Origin of the sequence: Marinobacterium mangrovicola (assembly GCF_004339595.1) — a bacterium.
GTDB lineage: Bacteria > Pseudomonadota > Gammaproteobacteria > Pseudomonadales > Balneatricaceae > Marinobacterium_D > Marinobacterium_D mangrovicola.
The window spans coordinates 890,894-906,189 of the sequence record NZ_SMFU01000007.1 but is presented as its reverse complement, the minus strand read 5'-3'; the positions used below and the strand labels follow the sequence as shown (position 1 = coordinate 906,189).

12 protein-coding genes are annotated in these 15,296 nt (G+C 57.2%); 1 reads left to right on the top strand and 11 read right to left on the bottom strand.

Annotated elements, in window-relative coordinates; translation table 11 throughout:
- Positions 1 to 18: 18 nt before the first annotated feature.
- The 7 genes from CLV83_RS05080 to CLV83_RS05050 form a co-directional block, all read right to left on the bottom strand.
- Positions 19 to 1,374, bottom strand: coding sequence for a diguanylate cyclase domain-containing protein (locus CLV83_RS05080; protein WP_132288406.1), 1,356 nt, complete (start codon positions 1,372 to 1,374; stop codon positions 19 to 21).
- Positions 1,375 to 1,608: 234 nt separating this feature from the next.
- Positions 1,609 to 2,787 (bottom strand): 2-methylaconitate cis-trans isomerase PrpF, encoded by a 1,179-nt coding sequence (prpF, locus tag CLV83_RS05075; RefSeq protein ID WP_132288403.1) that lies wholly within the window; start codon positions 2,785 to 2,787, stop codon positions 1,609 to 1,611.
- A gap of 57 nt (positions 2,788 to 2,844) precedes the next feature.
- Positions 2,845 to 5,454, bottom strand: a complete 2,610-nt coding sequence (gene acnD, locus CLV83_RS05070; RefSeq protein ID WP_132288400.1) for a Fe/S-dependent 2-methylisocitrate dehydratase AcnD — start codon at positions 5,452 to 5,454, stop codon at positions 2,845 to 2,847.
- A gap of 73 nt (positions 5,455 to 5,527) precedes the next feature.
- Positions 5,528 to 6,658: a bifunctional 2-methylcitrate synthase/citrate synthase gene (gene prpC / locus CLV83_RS05065; RefSeq protein ID WP_132288397.1), complete on the bottom strand. Its 1,131-nt coding sequence runs from the start codon at positions 6,656 to 6,658 to the stop codon at positions 5,528 to 5,530.
- A 70-nt stretch (positions 6,659 to 6,728) separates the two neighbouring features.
- Positions 6,729 to 7,622 carry a methylisocitrate lyase gene (prpB, locus tag CLV83_RS05060; RefSeq protein ID WP_132290354.1) on the bottom strand — a complete coding sequence of 298 codons (894 nt, stop codon included), beginning with the start codon at positions 7,620 to 7,622 and terminating at the stop codon, positions 6,729 to 6,731.
- Positions 7,615 to 8,364 (bottom strand): GntR family transcriptional regulator, encoded by a 750-nt coding sequence (locus CLV83_RS05055; RefSeq protein ID WP_132288394.1) that lies wholly within the window; start codon positions 8,362 to 8,364, stop codon positions 7,615 to 7,617. The genes prpB and CLV83_RS05055 overlap by 8 nt, the downstream gene beginning before the upstream one ends.
- 125 nt (positions 8,365 to 8,489) lie before the next feature.
- Positions 8,490 to 9,356 carry an alpha/beta fold hydrolase gene (locus CLV83_RS05050; RefSeq protein ID WP_132288391.1) on the bottom strand — a complete coding sequence of 289 codons (867 nt, stop codon included), beginning with the start codon at positions 9,354 to 9,356 and terminating at the stop codon, positions 8,490 to 8,492.
- 130 nt (positions 9,357 to 9,486) lie between these two features.
- Between CLV83_RS05050 and pabB the strand changes: the two genes are divergently transcribed.
- Positions 9,487 to 10,881: an aminodeoxychorismate synthase component I gene (pabB, locus tag CLV83_RS05045; protein WP_132288388.1), complete on the top strand. Its 1,395-nt coding sequence runs from the start codon at positions 9,487 to 9,489 to the stop codon at positions 10,879 to 10,881.
- Positions 10,882 to 10,963: 82 nt separating this feature from the next.
- Here the strand turns inward: pabB and thrH are convergent, their stop codons facing one another.
- From thrH to CLV83_RS05025, 4 genes are all read right to left on the bottom strand, one after another.
- A complete protein-coding gene (thrH, locus tag CLV83_RS05040) occupies positions 10,964 to 11,581 on the bottom strand; it encodes a bifunctional phosphoserine phosphatase/homoserine phosphotransferase ThrH (protein WP_132288385.1) in 618 nt (205 codons plus the stop codon).
- Between the two features lie 75 nt (positions 11,582 to 11,656).
- Positions 11,657 to 12,952 (bottom strand): DUF2252 domain-containing protein, encoded by a 1,296-nt coding sequence (locus tag CLV83_RS05035; RefSeq protein ID WP_132288382.1) that lies wholly within the window; start codon positions 12,950 to 12,952, stop codon positions 11,657 to 11,659.
- 160 nt (positions 12,953 to 13,112) lie between these two features.
- A complete protein-coding gene (gene cysB, locus CLV83_RS05030) occupies positions 13,113 to 14,087 on the bottom strand; it encodes an HTH-type transcriptional regulator CysB (RefSeq protein WP_132288379.1) in 975 nt (324 codons plus the stop codon).
- Positions 14,088 to 14,189: 102 nt separating this feature from the next.
- On the bottom strand, positions 14,190 to 15,290 hold the full coding sequence (locus CLV83_RS05025; RefSeq protein ID WP_165900243.1) for a DNA-binding protein: 1,101 nt from the start codon (positions 15,288 to 15,290) through the stop codon (positions 14,190 to 14,192).
- Between the last annotated feature and the right edge of the window lie 6 nt (positions 15,291 to 15,296).

Genomic DNA, 15,296 nt, shown 5'->3' with positions numbered 1-15,296 from the left:
GAATTTCAGCGCCTGATCTCAGACGAGCGCCTTATATTCTTTCTTGGCCGTATACATTCGATCATCGGCCACGCGGATCAGCTCGTCGAGATCCTCCGCATCCACCGGGAACACCGCGTACCCCACCGCTGCGGAGATCTGTATCTCCTTGCCCCGGTATACCAGCGGCTCTGAGAGAGCCTGCTGAATCTTGGCGATCACAATGCGCGCGTTCTCGGCAGTATCGACACCGGCCTGAAGCAGCATAAACTCGTCACCACCCGTACGCGCCAGCGTATCGGAGCCACGTATAACCCGTGACAACCGATGCCCCACCGTTTTGAGCAACTCATCGCCGGCAAGGTGACCATAGTGATCATTGACCGGCTTAAACTCATTCAGGTCGATGAAATAGAGCGCAAAACTCAACCCGGTACGATCATGAAGACCGATCAGCTGATTGACCCGCTCAAGCATCAGGCGCCTGTTCGGCAATCCGGTCAGGGCGTCATGCATCGCCTCGCCATGGCTGGTGTGATAAAGACGCACCAATGCTACAAGCAGCGACACCAGCACGATCAATATACTGTAAGCAAGCAGCCGCACCGGCCCTTTACTCAGCCATAGCGCCTCTGAATCCCCTGCCGGAATTGCTCCAACCACCCAATTACCGTTCGGGAACTCGATGGACATTTCAACCAGGGGTGCATCGAACACCGACTCATCGCCGTAGAACACCTGCCCAGCGGCGCCCAGCCCATCTTGACCACGAATCGCGATCTGGTAGCCGTTAATCACAGATTCCAGACCTGCTGCAGCAAACAGCGCATCGGAGTCGATAACCACTGAGGCCAGCCCCCAATACTCGCCTCGCCCCTGGCTCACTGGATTGGTATAGATAGGTGTGCGCGCGATAAGCCCATTACCGCCCTGAACCAGGCGTAGAGGCCCTGCAAGCACCATACCGCCAGAAGCGATCGCTTTGCTGACGGCGGGCCACTGCTTCTCGCTTTTCTCGTAATCGAAGCCGATCGCGGCCTCGTTTCCAGCCTGGGGATAGATGAAAGAGATGACGTTGTCGGGCGCAAGGCCGATGTTACGAACATAGTCGCTGCCCCTGATGATCTCTCGGGAGAGCTCACTCCACTGGCGGGGCTCGACCTCGGGGTAGATGGTCACATAACTGATCAGCCCATGACTCAGATAGAGCACAGAATTTATCTCGCTTTCAATTCTCGCGCGCAGCTGAGCGATAGTACCAAGCGCCTCGATACGCCGGACCTGGTAGGTACGATCAGAAACCATCCGCTGCACCGTTTCAGTGATCGCCACACCGGCACAGACGACGACAAAAATCGCCAGATAGGGTAAATAGCGCCGAAAGCGCGGGCTCAACAAGCTGGACAACTCCTTTGCAGGTAACTGAGTCCTTTATATGACTCCAGTGTACAACCTGTCACTCAAGTCTCAATAAATTTAACCTCAACAACGAATCACGACACGGAACCGCATAAAAAAACCCGCGCAAGCGCGGGTCTAAAGAAGATGGCTGAGCTGACAGGTACCCGGCCACCCAATCCGGCCAGACCGCCATTATCGGCGCCTGGCATAAGGTTGTACGACGAGGTATCAGAAGGTATCGCCAGGCACCCTGACCCAGCCTTCCATCAGCACCCGAGCGCTGCGGCTCATGATCGCTTTGGTCACGACCCATTCGCCGTCGCGCTGTTCAGCCTCGGCACCTACCCTCAGGGTTCCGGAGGGATGACCGAAGCGCACAAAGTTGCGCTCGCCGCCACCGGCCGCCAGATTGACCAGGGTTCCTGGAACAACGGCCGCTGCACTGATCGCCACTGCTGCTGTTCCCATCATCGCGTGATGTAGCTTACCCATGGACAGAGCGCGCACGACGAGATCGATATCTTCCGCCTTGACCTGCTTGCCACTGGAGGAAAGGTAATCGGTGGCACCATTTACAAAGGCGATCTTCGGTGTGTGCTGACGGCTTTCGGCCTCTTTCAGCTCCTTGATCAGCCCCATGCGGATCGCGCCATGGGCACGGATGGTTTCAAACCGCGCCAGCGCGGCCGGATCGGAGTTGATTGCGTCCTGTAGCTCGGTACCGGTGTATCCGATCTCTTCCGCATTAAGGAAAATCGTCGGAATACCGGCATTGATCATGGTTGCCTTGAAGGTACCGATACCGGGAACCTCCAGGTCATCCACCAGATTCCCGGTGGGAAACATGGAACCCTCGCCATCGGCCGGATCCATAAACTCGATCTGCACCTCTGCCGCCGGGAAAGTGACCCCGTCCAGCTCGAAGTCTCCAGTTTCCTGAACTTCGCCGTTGGTGATCGGTACGCGGGCGATGATCGTCTTCTCGATGTTCGCCTGCCAGATACGTACCGTGGCTATGCCGTTTTCAGGCACGATAGACCGATCAACCAGGCCCTTGCTGATGGCGAAAGCGCCAACCGCTGCGGTCAGGTTGCCGCAGTTGCCGCTCCAGTCCACAAACGGCTTGTCGATGGAGACCTGGCCGAACAGGTAGTTCACATCGTGGTCCGCGCTATCACTTTTCGACAGGATCACGGTTTTACTGGTGCTCGAGGTCGCACCGCCCATACCGTCGATCTGCTTGCCGTAAGGATCGGGGCTGCCGATGACGCGCAGCAACAATGCGTCGCGGGCAGGTCCCGGTACCTGGCAGGCCTGCGGCAGTTCTTCCAGGCTGAAGAACACGCCCTTGCTGGTACCGCCACGAATATAGGTGGCTGGAATCTTAATCTGGGGAACGTGGCTCATGAATTACTCCAGTTCACTGAACCCGCAGGGCGAGACAGCCCCGCAGGTTCGTGTTACTCAGGCTACCGCTTCGGCTTCAAGGAACTCTTTGGCGAAGCGTTGCAGCACACCACCGGCGCGGTAGGTTTCAACCTCTGCCGCCGTATCCAGTCGACAGATCACCGGCACTTCGACGCTTTCGCCATTGGCACGGTGGATCACCAGCGTCAGCGTGGCGCCCGGTGCTATATCACCCTGCACATCGTAGGTTTCGGTGCCATCGATGTTATAGGTGTGACGGGTCTCGCCTTCACGGAACTGCAGCGGTAGCACCCCCATACCGACCAGGTTGGTACGGTGGATACGCTCGAAGCCCTCGGCGACAATCGCTTCAACGCCGGCCAGGCGCACGCCCTTGGCTGCCCAGTCACGGGAGGAACCCTGACCGTAATCGGCGCCAGCCACGATGATCAGCGGCTGCTTGCGGTTCATGTAGGCTTCGATCACCTCCCACATACGCATCTGGGTGCCTTCCGGCTCGAGACGGGCCAGCGAGCCCTGGATCACCTCACCGTTCTCGTCGCGGCACATTTCGTTGAACAGTTTCGGGTTCGCCAGCGTCGCGCGCTGAGCCGTCAGGTGATCGCCACGGTGGGTTGCGTAGGAGTTAAAGTCCTCCTCCGGCAGTCCCATCTTGTGCAGGTATTCACCGGCCGCCGAGTTCATCATGATCGCGTTGGACGGCGACAGATGGTCGGTGGTGATGTTGTCCGGCAGCACCGCCAGCGGACGCATGCCCTTGAGCGTGCGCTCGGCAGCCAGCGCGCCTTCCCAGTATGGCGGACGACGGATATAGGTGGACTGCGGACGCCAGTCGTAGAGAGGGCTCTTCGCTTCTTCCACCTGCCCCAGATCGAACATCGGGATGTAGACCTGGTTAAACTGCTCAGGCTTGACGTGCTCTTTGACGATCGCATCGATCTCGTCATCAGAAGGCCAGATATCCTTCAGCGTCACCGGGTTGCCGCTCGCGTCGGTGCCCAGCACATCCTTCTCGATATCGAAGCGCACGGTACCGGCGATGGCATAGGCCACCACCAGCGGCGGTGAAGCCAGGAACGCCTGTTTCGCGTACGGATGGATACGGCCATCGAAGTTACGGTTACCGGAGAGCACCGCAGTGGAGTAAAGATCGCGATCAATGATCTCCTGCTGAATCTTCGGATCCAGCGCACCGGACATACCGTTACAGGTGGTGCAGGCGTAGGCGACGATACCGAAGCCCAGCTTTTCCAGTTCCGGCAGCAGGCCCGCTTCTTCCAGATACAGGCGAGCTACCTTGGAACCCGGTGCGAATGAGGATTTCACCCAGGGCTTACGGATCAGGCCCAGCTCATTGGCTTTCTTCGCCAGCAGACCAGCAGCGACCACGTTCCGCGGGTTCGAGGTATTGGTGCAGGAGGTGATCGCCGCAATAATCACGGCGCCGTCCGGCATCTTGCCCTCTTTCTCTTCCGCCAGTGCCTTATCCAGGTCCACGGCGATACCGCGATCATGCAACGCAGAGGTCGGCAGACGACGGTGCGGGTTGGACGGCCCTGCCAGCGTACGATCCACACTGGAGAGATCGAACTTCAGCACGCGCTCGTACTCGGCACCGGTCAAAGCATCCGCCCAGAGACCGGTCGTTTTGGCGTAGTTCTCAACCAACTCCACCTGCTCCGGTTCACGGCCGGTGAGTTTCAGGTAATCGGTGGTCTGCTCGTCGATGTAGAACATCGCCGCCGTGGCACCGTATTCCGGCGTCATGTTGGAGATGGTGGCACGGTCACCGATGGTCAGGCTGGCTGCACCCTCACCGAAGAACTCCAGGTACGCACCGACCACACGCTGCTGACGCAGGAACTCGGTCAACGCCAGCACGATATCGGTGGCGGTAATACCCGGCTGGCGTTTGCCCACCAGTTCGACACCGACGATATCCGGCAAGCGCATCATGGACGGATGGCCCAGCATCACAGTTTCGGCTTCAAGGCCGCCGACGCCGATGGCGATAACACCCAGGGCATCAACGTGCGGGGTGTGGGAATCGGTACCGACACAGGTATCCGGATAGGCCACACCATCACGGGCCTGAATCACCGGAGACATCTTCTCCAGATTGATCTGATGCATGATGCCGTTGCCGGCCGGGATCACATCCACGTTTTTGAACGCGGTCTTGGTCCAGTCGATAAAGTGGAAACGGTCTTCGTTGCGGCGATCTTCGATAGCGCGGTTCTTTTCGAACGCTTCCGGATCAAACCCCGGTGCTTCCACGGCCAGAGAGTGATCGACGATCAGCTGAGTCGGCACCACCGGATTCACCTTGGCGGGATCACCGCCCTTCTCTGCGATGGCGTCGCGTAGACCCGCCAGGTCCACCAGTGCGGTCTGACCGAGAATGTCATGGCACACCACACGGGCCGGGTACCAGGGGAAATCGAGATCACGCTTGCGCTCGATCAGCTGCTTCAGCGCATCGGTAAGCAGCGCAGGATCACAACGGCGCACCAGCTGTTCAGCCAGCACACGAGAGGTATAGGGAAGCTTGGCGTAAGCGCCGGGCTGGATCGCATCCACGGCCTCGCGGGTGTCAAAATAGTCCAGCGCAGTGCCCGGCAGGCTCTTGCGAAATTCAGTATTCATGGTGACAGGTGTCCATCGGTTCGGTTAACGAGGTCAAAAAAGCGGCCATGAAAAGGCCGCTGTCGTTATCGCATCAGGAACGTTTTTCGATCGGGATCCACTCGGCGGTTTCCGGGCCGGTGTAATCCGCTGAGGGACGGATGATGCGGTTATTGGCACGCTGTTCCATCACATGGGCGGTCCAGCCTGCCACACGGGAGCAGACAAAGATCGGCGTGAACAGCTCGGTCGGTATGCCCATGAAGTGGTAAGCGGACGCATGGAAGAAGTCAGCGTTACAGAACAGCTTCTTCTCGCGCCACATCACCGCCTCAACACGCTCGGAGACCGGGTAGAGAACGCTGTCGCCCACCTGCTCAGAAAGCTGCTTGGACCATTTCTTGATGATCGCGTTACGCGGATCGGATTCACGGTAGATCGCGTGACCGAAGCCCATGATCTTGTCCTTGCGCGCCAGCATGCCCATGATCTGCTCTTCAGCTTCGTCGGCACTTTTCCAGTTTTCGATCATCGCCATGGCCGCTTCGTTGGCGCCGCCATGCAGCGGACCACGCAGGGAACCGATCGCGCCGGTTACGCAGCTATGGATATCGGACAGCGTTGAGGCACAAACGCGCGCGGTAAAGGTCGACGCATTGAACTCATGCTCTGCGTAGAGAATCAGCGATGCGTGCATTACCGATACATGCAGCGGATCCGGCTTCTTGTCGTGCAGGGTCCAGAGGAAGTGCTCGCCGATGGAGTCCGCGTCAGTCTCGGTATTGATACGCTTGCCGTGCTGAACGAAGTTGTACCAGTAGTTGATGATCGACGGGAACACCGCCAGCATGCGATCGATCTTGTCATGCTGCTCGCTGAAGTCCTGCTCGGTCTCCAGGTTACCCAGCATGGAGCAACCGGTACGCATCACGTCCATCGGGTGAGCGTCCGCCGGGATCTGCTCCAGCACCGTTTTCAGGGCTTCCGGCAGGCCACGCAGGCTCTTCAGCTTAGCCTTGTAAGCATCAAGCTCGGCCTGGTTCGGCAGTTTTCCGTAGAGCAGCAGATAAGCCACTTCCTCGAACTGGGCGTTATCGGCCAGTTCCTGAATGTCGTAGCCACGATAGGTCAGGCCGGCACCGGTTTTACCAACGGTACAGAGTGCCGTTTCACCGGCCGACTGGCCACGAAGACCTGCACCGCCGAGCTTTTTCGCTTCTGCCATGGTTCTCTCCTCGGTTATCTGTCGGGCGTCTGCTGCGCCCGTTTATCGCTTGTGGGGGTACACGCGCTTTTTATTTGTTTTTGCCTTCCGCAAACAGGGCATCGAGCTTCTGTTCGAAATCGTGGTAATTCAGGAAATCGTACAGTTCCATGCGAGTCTGCATGGTGTCGACAACCGCCTTCTGATCGCCATCTTTGAGGATATGCTCGTAGACGTTCAGGGCAGCCTTGTTCGCAGCACGGAATGCGGACAGCGGGTAAAGCACCATGGTCGCACCATGGGCTGCCAGCTCTTCCTTATTAAACAGCGGAGTCGCACCGAATTCGGTGATGTTCGCCAGCAGGTGAGCGCCGCCGATACCGTTGGAGAACGCGGTGTAATCTTCCAGCGTGTGCACCGCTTCGGCGAAGATGCCGTCGGCACCGGCCTCGAGACAGGCCTGGGCACGCTCGACTGCGGCATTCAGACCTTCCTGCTGGAAGGCATCGGTACGCGCCATGACGAAGAAGTCATCGTCAGTCTTGGCGTCGACCGCTGCTTTAACACGGTCGGTCATCTCCTGCAGGGAAACGATCTCTTTGTTCGGACGATGACCACAGCGCTTCTGTGCGACCTGGTCTTCGATATGTACCGCTGCCGCGCCGCCCTTGATCATCTCTTTGATGGTGCGGGCGATATTGAAGGCTCCACCCCAGCCGGTGTCGATATCGACCAGCAGCGGAGTATCAACGGCGCTGGTGATGCGGCATACATCTTCCAGCACGTCATTCATGGAGGTCATACCCAGATCGGGCAGGCCGTAAGAGGCGTTAGCGACGCCGCCACCGGACAGATAGATCGCCTGGTGACCAACGCGTGAAGCCATCATTGCGTGGTAAGCATTGACAGCGCCAACGATCTGCAGCGGCTGGTTCTCAGCCAGCGCTTTACGGAAGCGCGCACCCGCAGTCAGTTTCTCAGCCATTTTTATCCCCTTGAGGTTCTGTTCCTTGAGGTTTAGTTGCGGCATTCAGTTTCTCTTCGATGTTCTGGCGTGCCGCACTGATATGGCGGCGCATCAACATCTCAGCCAGTTCGGCGTCCCGTGCCTCGATCGCATCGACGATCTGACGGTGCTCTTTCAATGCACGCTTGGGGCGGGAGCTGGAGATACTGAATTGATAGCGGTACATACGTACCAGGTGGTAGAGATCGTCCCCGAGCAGCTCTTCGAGTTTTGCGTTTTTGCTGCCTTTGACGATCCGGTAATGGAAGTCCAGGTCGCCCTCTTTCTGGAAGTAAGCGCGTCCTTCCTGGCGGGCGATAGAGAGTTCATGATTGTCGAGCAGGGTCTTGAGGCTCTTGATCTCCTCATCTGACATATGCTCGGCGGCGAGGCGACAAGCCATGCCTTCGAGCGCCTCGCGAACCCGGTAGATTTCGATCAATTCGCGGGCGGTCAGCTCAACGACTCGGGCGCCGACATGAGCCTTGCGTTCGATCAGACGCCAGCCTTCAAGGCGGCGAATCGCTTCGCGTAGCGGGCCACGACTGATACCGTAGGCCTTGGCCAGACCCGGCTCACTGATCTTCTGCCCTGGCAGCAGCTCGCCGGTCACAATCGCAGTGACGATCTGCTTGCAGACCCGGTCAGCGATGGTGCGGCTTTCCTGCCCCGTTTCCGGAGCGGGTTCAGCTGCCTGATGTTCGTTCACGTCGATAGCCATCCCAAATCCCAGATTGTCGACAATGTTGAATTGTCGACACCTTACTCGGGCTATTTTGGGTCGTCAACCGAAGGAACTGGAAAAATTGTCAACACCAGACCAAAGTCTAGCGATATATAGAACCTTTAGCCTGTGCGGGTAAACCGCTCCAGTTCGGCATTCATAACGCGGGCGATCTGGCGCGGTTTTTGGAAAGGCAGCGAATGATCCGTACCGGCCACATGAAAGTAGTGCCAGTTTGGCATCCGCTCCGCCAGTGTCAGGTGCAGCTGATGCATCAACTCAACGCTATTGCCACCAATAAAGCTGGTGACATCGCCCTGACTGGCAAGCAGAGATTCCCGGTCAACCTCTCGGATCGCCCGGGTCACTGAGTCCAGCGCATAGGCAAAGCCTTCGGGACGCTGACCCAGACGGTCGATGGTCAGCTGTTCAGTCTGCGGGGTGATTTTGCGGTTGGGAGAGATCGTGTCGAGGAATTCACGAATACCGGCCTCTTTTTCGCTGCCACGCAGATGCACCGCCGCCGCAGAATACTTTTCCCGCAGGGTGACGGTGGATTCCCAATCAGGGCGATCCAGGCATGCCGCCTCAAGCAGGAACTGCTTGCCCACCCTATCGGGATGCTGCTGCTTATATAGAAGGCTCACCAAACCGCCCAGCGAGTACCCGCCCAGATCGAAGCTCCACCAACCCAGGTAGTCCACCAACGCCCCCAGGTCCGCAACCAGCTCCTGTACACTGAACGGGTGTTCCTTACCGTCGGGGTAGACCGTGTCACCCATGCCGCGTAGATCCGGCACCAGTATCTCGCTCCAGTGCCCCAGGAAGGACTGCAGCATCTCCCAGGTATCCCGCCCGGCAACGCCGGCACCATGCACCAGCACCAAGCGGCGCTGACCTTGAACCTCCGGGTGGCGATAAATCCTGTAGGTCAGATGCTGGTCCTGCAGATGGTGAGTATGGACCTGTTCGGTGTAGCCCTTCTTCATTACGGGGAAATCCTTGTAGCTGTATCTGTTCAGTATCTATTTAACGAATCATTATACCTGCGCCGCCTATAGACTCGCGCCCCCTGACGGCAGAGGTTAAAATCGGCGCTTTTAGCCGGGAGTGCACGTCTTGCTGTCTATCCACCCTTTGCCCTATCCGCTGGACGCCCAGGCTGTTTTTACGCGAATCCGAGATCTGGGTGATCCGGTGCTGCTGGATAGCGCCCAACCGGAATCAGATCTGCGCTTCGGCCGTTATGACATTATCGCCGCAGCGCCAGACGTTCTGGTGCGTTACACCCGCGGACGTACCGAGGTCCGCCGCCAGGGACTGTGGAACAGTATCGAATCCGACCCGGTCGATCTGCTTAAAAGTCTGAATAACGAGATTGCGCTGGGCGATAACAACGGCCTGCCTTTCTGCGGCGGCCTGATCGGGCACTTCAGCTACGACCTGGGTCGCGCGTTTGAGGCGTTATCAAACCCTGCCGAAGATGATCTGGAACTGCCGGAGATGCGGGTCGGGCGATACCTCTGGGCAATTGTGATCGACCACGAGAACCGCTGCAGCCAGCTTGTCTGTCACCCCCGCGCTGATACTCGCCAGGTCGACGCAGTGCACAAGCTGCTGCTGACAGAACCCGTGTCAGACATACAAGGCAATGCCGAGCCTGCACCTTTCCGCCTGCTGTCAGCGTTTGAAAGCAATCTGCCGCGGCCGAAATACATGGCGGCGTTTAATCGCATTCAGGAATATATCCTCGCCGGCGACTGCTACCAGATCAATCTGACCCAGCGTTTCAGCGCCCGCTGCGAAGGGGACCCATTCCACGCCTATCGCGCGCTGCGTAAGCGCGCTACGACTCCGTTCAGCGCTTACATGGAGAGCGGAAGCGACGCGATACTGTCACTGTCACCCGAGCGTTTCCTGAAAGTTTCCGATGACGGCGAGGTGGAAACACGACCTATCAAGGGCACCCGGCCACGCGGTAGCAACGAAGCGGACGACCAGGCATTTATCGAAGAACTCAGACAGTCGGAAAAAGACCGCTCGGAAAACCTGATGATCGTCGATCTGCTGCGTAACGATCTGGGCAAGGTGTGTGAAGCCGGCAGCATCAGCGTGCCGGAACTCTTCGCCATCGAAACCTACCCCAACGTTCACCACCTGGTGAGCGCGGTAACCGGACAACTGGCAGAGGGTTACACCAGCCTCGACCTGCTTAAGCACTGTTTCCCGGGCGGTTCGATCACCGGCGCACCGAAGATCCGCGCCATGCAGATCATCGATGAGCTCGAACCCCACCGGCGCGGCGTTTACTGCGGCTCCATCGGCTATATCAGCGCCGCCGGCGGCATGGATACCAGCATCTGCATCCGCACCCTGCTGGTGGAGAACGGCCGCGTATACTGTTCTGCCGGCGGCGGTATCGTGGCGGATTCAGTGGGTGACGAGGAGTATCAGGAATCGTTTGACAAGGTGAACAACCTGTTGGAGACGCTCTCTGAACTCGGCAAGATTTAAGACCTAGCCAACAAAAGTGCCCGCTAAATCCATTAGCGGGCACACCTTTCAAAGATACCCAGTTTGTAAAGATAGCTTTTTATCAAAGACTCAGCGGACGATCGCTGGCTCTGATGAACTCCTGCTTTAGATCTTCGTAGTTGTGAACCGCCGGAAACTGTGGGAATTCGGCAATCACATTATCCGGTGCATGGAACAAAATCCCCGCCTCAGCCTGCTTCAGCATGGTGGTATCGTTGTAGGAATCGCCGGCCGCTATCACGCGGTAGTTAAGCAGCTGAAACGCCCGCACCGACTGACGCTTGGGGTCACGCTGACGCAGGGTGTAATCAGTGATTCGCCCCTCACCGTCGACCTCAAGCTTGTGACAAAGCAGCGTCGGATAACCCAGTTGCTTCATCAAGGGCGCGGCAAATTCGTAGAACGTATCGGAAAGGATTACCACCTGAAACCGTTCCCGTAACCAGTCAACGAACTCCCTAGCGCCCTCCAGCGGGGCCAGACGACTGATTGTGTCCTGAATCTGCGGCAAGGTGAGGCCGTGTTGATCCAGTATCGACAGCCGCTGCTTCATCAGCACGTCGTAGTCAGGTATATCACGCGTTGTCGCTTTCAGTGCTTCGATACCGGTTTCTTCGGCAAACGCAATCCAGATCTCAGGGATCAAAACGCCTTCAAGGTCGAGACATGCCAGTTCCACGTTGAACTCTCCAAATCTGTCGACAGTTTGGCCAAAGACTCTACCGGGAAGCGATACCCCTTTCAACGCGACAGATCAGGCCTCCTCAACCTCGATATAGCCAAGAAACACTTCGTAATCCTGATGCACACAGCGGGCATAAGCGAGACAGGTTTCCACGAACAGCCGGGTGAACCCTTCCCTGTCTTCTGTTTTATCCAGAACGGAGGTTACGAAAGAAGCACAGCCCAGTGCCATTGCACCACGGATATGGGAGGCAGCAAGAATCGAAGCCCAGTTTCTGGCCATCTCACGCCACTCTTTTCCCTTTTCCAGCTTATGCACCGGAAAATCAGCCTTGAATGGAGAGCGCTCACGCACCGAGAACGCCTGGCCGTCGAACGTTAACCAGCCCACATAGGGGTCGGGATGGCGCGCCAAGGCTTTAAACGCCAGCGCATGACGCTCGGCCTCATGGTCGTAGAGTTTCGCATAAGCCGCTTTTTCCCTGGCGGACATAGCCAGGGTCGCGGCAGGAGCCTGCTGCGCCTTGATATCGAGTATCACATCGTCGTTATCCCCTTCGGCCTGACCCTCAATCAAGGCATAGTAGCGATCGGTGCCCAGCGAGCCAGTACCGGCACCGACCCTGAGGGCGACATCCTTCACCTTAAAATGCTGATGACTATGACCCGGAACCTCGTCATCCAGTGTTTCCTGATACTCAGCCAGTGCGCGGACCAACCGGGTTCTCAGGTTAGCTGACAGGGATTCAAGTTTTGGATGGTCCGGGCAAAATCGCCTCTCTCCGTCTTCGTTCAGCCAGGTCCACTTATCAAGCATTTTGACGCGGCTTTTCTTATCCACCACCTTGGCAAGAAATTCACCCAGCACGCCCTTTGTGTTATCCGGTACAGCAACCCACCCCAGCAGTTCATCATCACGGCTCAGGGCATCGAGATAGCGTTCGACAAAAGCCTCCAGAGCCGCGGCGATCGACTTGCGGCTCTTCTCCTCTTCTTCCATGGCCAGGACCAGGCTGGAACCCAGCCGCCAGAGGTCATACTGATAATCCCCTACAAATGCGTCATCAAAGTCATCCAAGCCAAAACGAACCACGTCATCATGGCTGCCGTAAGCGCCAAAATTCTGCACATGCACGTCACCGAGCAGCCAAGTCTGTGTCTGCGCCGCGCCGCCATATAACGAAAAATGCCAATCGCGGAAGAGATCATTCCAGTAAAGATGGTTACTACCCCGGAAAAAGCTAAAGGCGGAGTCACTCATCCGCGTATATTTTTCCTGACGCTGCTGCGGTTCTAGCCCCGCATTGAACTGCTCCAGGGCATCGATTACCTGGCTACTGCGATCATGGGCGCTTGCTGAACTCATCCCTACCTCCTCGACGAGCTATGAAATCCTGATAACTCGGAGAGTAGGCATCCTGGCCAAAGATGTCGATCAGATGGCGGCAACACTGATTCGCCAACGCAAGGCGTCAGCAACGAAGAGTCGCCGGGAGGTGCAAAAACGGAAAAAGAACCGCCCAGGGTCAGTGCTCGGGCAGCTCCAGGTTTTCGAATAGCGCATCGACTTCTGCGCGGCTATTGCAAGCCTGCACCTCACGCACAACATCGGGCGTCAAATGCGGCGCGAAGAGGCGAATAAAGTCGTACATGTAACCACGCAGGAAGGTACCGCGGCGAAAACCGATTTTAGTGGTACTGGCATCGAACAGGTGACTGGCATCTAGCGCAACCAGATCGTCGTCTACACCTTTTTCATGGGCCATGGAGGCAACAATACCTACGCCCAATCCAAGACGCACATAGGTTTTAATGACGTCGGAATCTACTGCGGTAAAGACCACTTTCGGATCCAACCCGTGACGACGGAAGGCATCATCGAGCTTGGAGCGTCCGGTAAAGCCAAACACGTAGGTGACAATCGGCCAGGCAGCCACGTCTTCCAGGGTCAACTTGGACACCTGAGTCAGCGGGTGATCCTTGGGCACCATGACGGAGCGGTTCCAGCGGTAGCAGGGCATCATAATCAGATCACTGAAATGCTGCAGCGCTTCCGTGGCGATGGCGAAATCGACGGTCCCGTCGGCCGCCAGCTCGGATATCTGCATCGGCGTACCCTGGTGCATATGCAGGGATACATCGGGATAAGCCTTGATGAACTCGTTGATAGCGCTGGGCAGCGCGTAACGAGCCTGGGTGTGCGTGGTTGCGATAGCGAGACTGCCCTTTTTTTCGTCGCTGAACTCCTGGGCAACCTGCTTGATGCTTTCAACCTTTTGCAGAATCTCCCCGGCAACGGACAGAATCGCCTCTCCTGCCGGGGTTACGCGGGTCAGGTGTTTACCACTGCGGGCGAAAACCTCTACCCCGAGTTCATCCTCGAGCAGGCGAATCTGTTTGCTGATACCAGGCTGGGAGGTGAACAGACTCTGGGCCGTTGCGGAGACATTCAGATCATGGCGAGCAACTTCACAGATATATCGCAATTGCTGAAGCTTCATACACCGGACTCCCGAGGTTCGAAGTAATCAAAAGATAGCTTCATTATAACGCGGAAGAATAACTTTAGCAGTCCCGGGGACACTGAATCCCCGGGCATGATCTCAGAGCTTAGCGCTAAGCCTGCGTACTTCATCATCACGGGTCACCAGACGCTTCTCAAGCGCCGTAACCCTTGTCTGCGCCTGCATCAGCTCATCACCCTTCTCTTTGAGCTGCGCACGCATGGCGGCCTCGCGGCGCGAGGCCTCGGTAGAGTTCGCGGAAACTTTCTGACCCAGCCGCTCAACCTCTTCGCTTAGCTCCTTAACTTTTGCTTCTAAGCGTTTGGTTTTATTGGTTTCAGCAAGAAGATCAGCATTCGCTTTCGATAGACTGCGATTGTTGCCGCCCAGCTCCTGCTTAGTGTTTGCCAGCTCCTGTTCAAGCGCCGCAATCTGGCTTTTCTGCGTATCGAGCTTGGCATCCTTACGCGCAACCTGGCCGTGAAGATCGTTATTTTCACGACTTAGTGCCGATTCCTTGCGTCCGGTTTCATCGCGCAGTTTATCGAGCTGATTACGGTAATGGCGTACCTCAACGTCCATCTTCGCCTGAGTCTCAACGTTTTTATGCTGCTCCTCACTCAAGCGCTGTTCCGTGGCTCGCTTATGATCCTCGAAATGCTTACGCACCTGGGCCAGCTCATGCTCTAGGTTCGCGTTAGCCTGCTCCACCCGCTTGCGCTCGTTCGATTCGCTTTCGAGGCTGTTTTTCAGGATATTGATTTCGGCTTCGAGCGATTTACCGACCTGTCGCTGCTCCTCGAGACGAGCACCCTGCTCGCGGTAGCGTGATTCCAGTTCCTGGTATACGTCCTGCGACTGGCGTAACGCTTCTTCACTAAGACGCCGGCTTTCTTCATCACCCACATCCTGCTTCTGCCGAACCTGACTCATGCTGGACTGGGCTTCCTGCACCGCCTGCTGCCAGATCCGCATAAACGACTGGGTAATTGTCTCCGGTACATCCGGCATTCTCAGCGCTCCGCGACCGTTGATATCCACACGGCCTGGCAGTGCCTGCCACCAGCGATCCAGAAGCGACGCGACCTCCTCTCTATCCATTTCCAACTGCACAGCGATGGCATCCGCCTCTGGGCGCGTGCCCGCCAACAGCTGATTGTCAGCTACGGAAAATATACGTTCGAGGTTCCGTTCACTCACATCTAA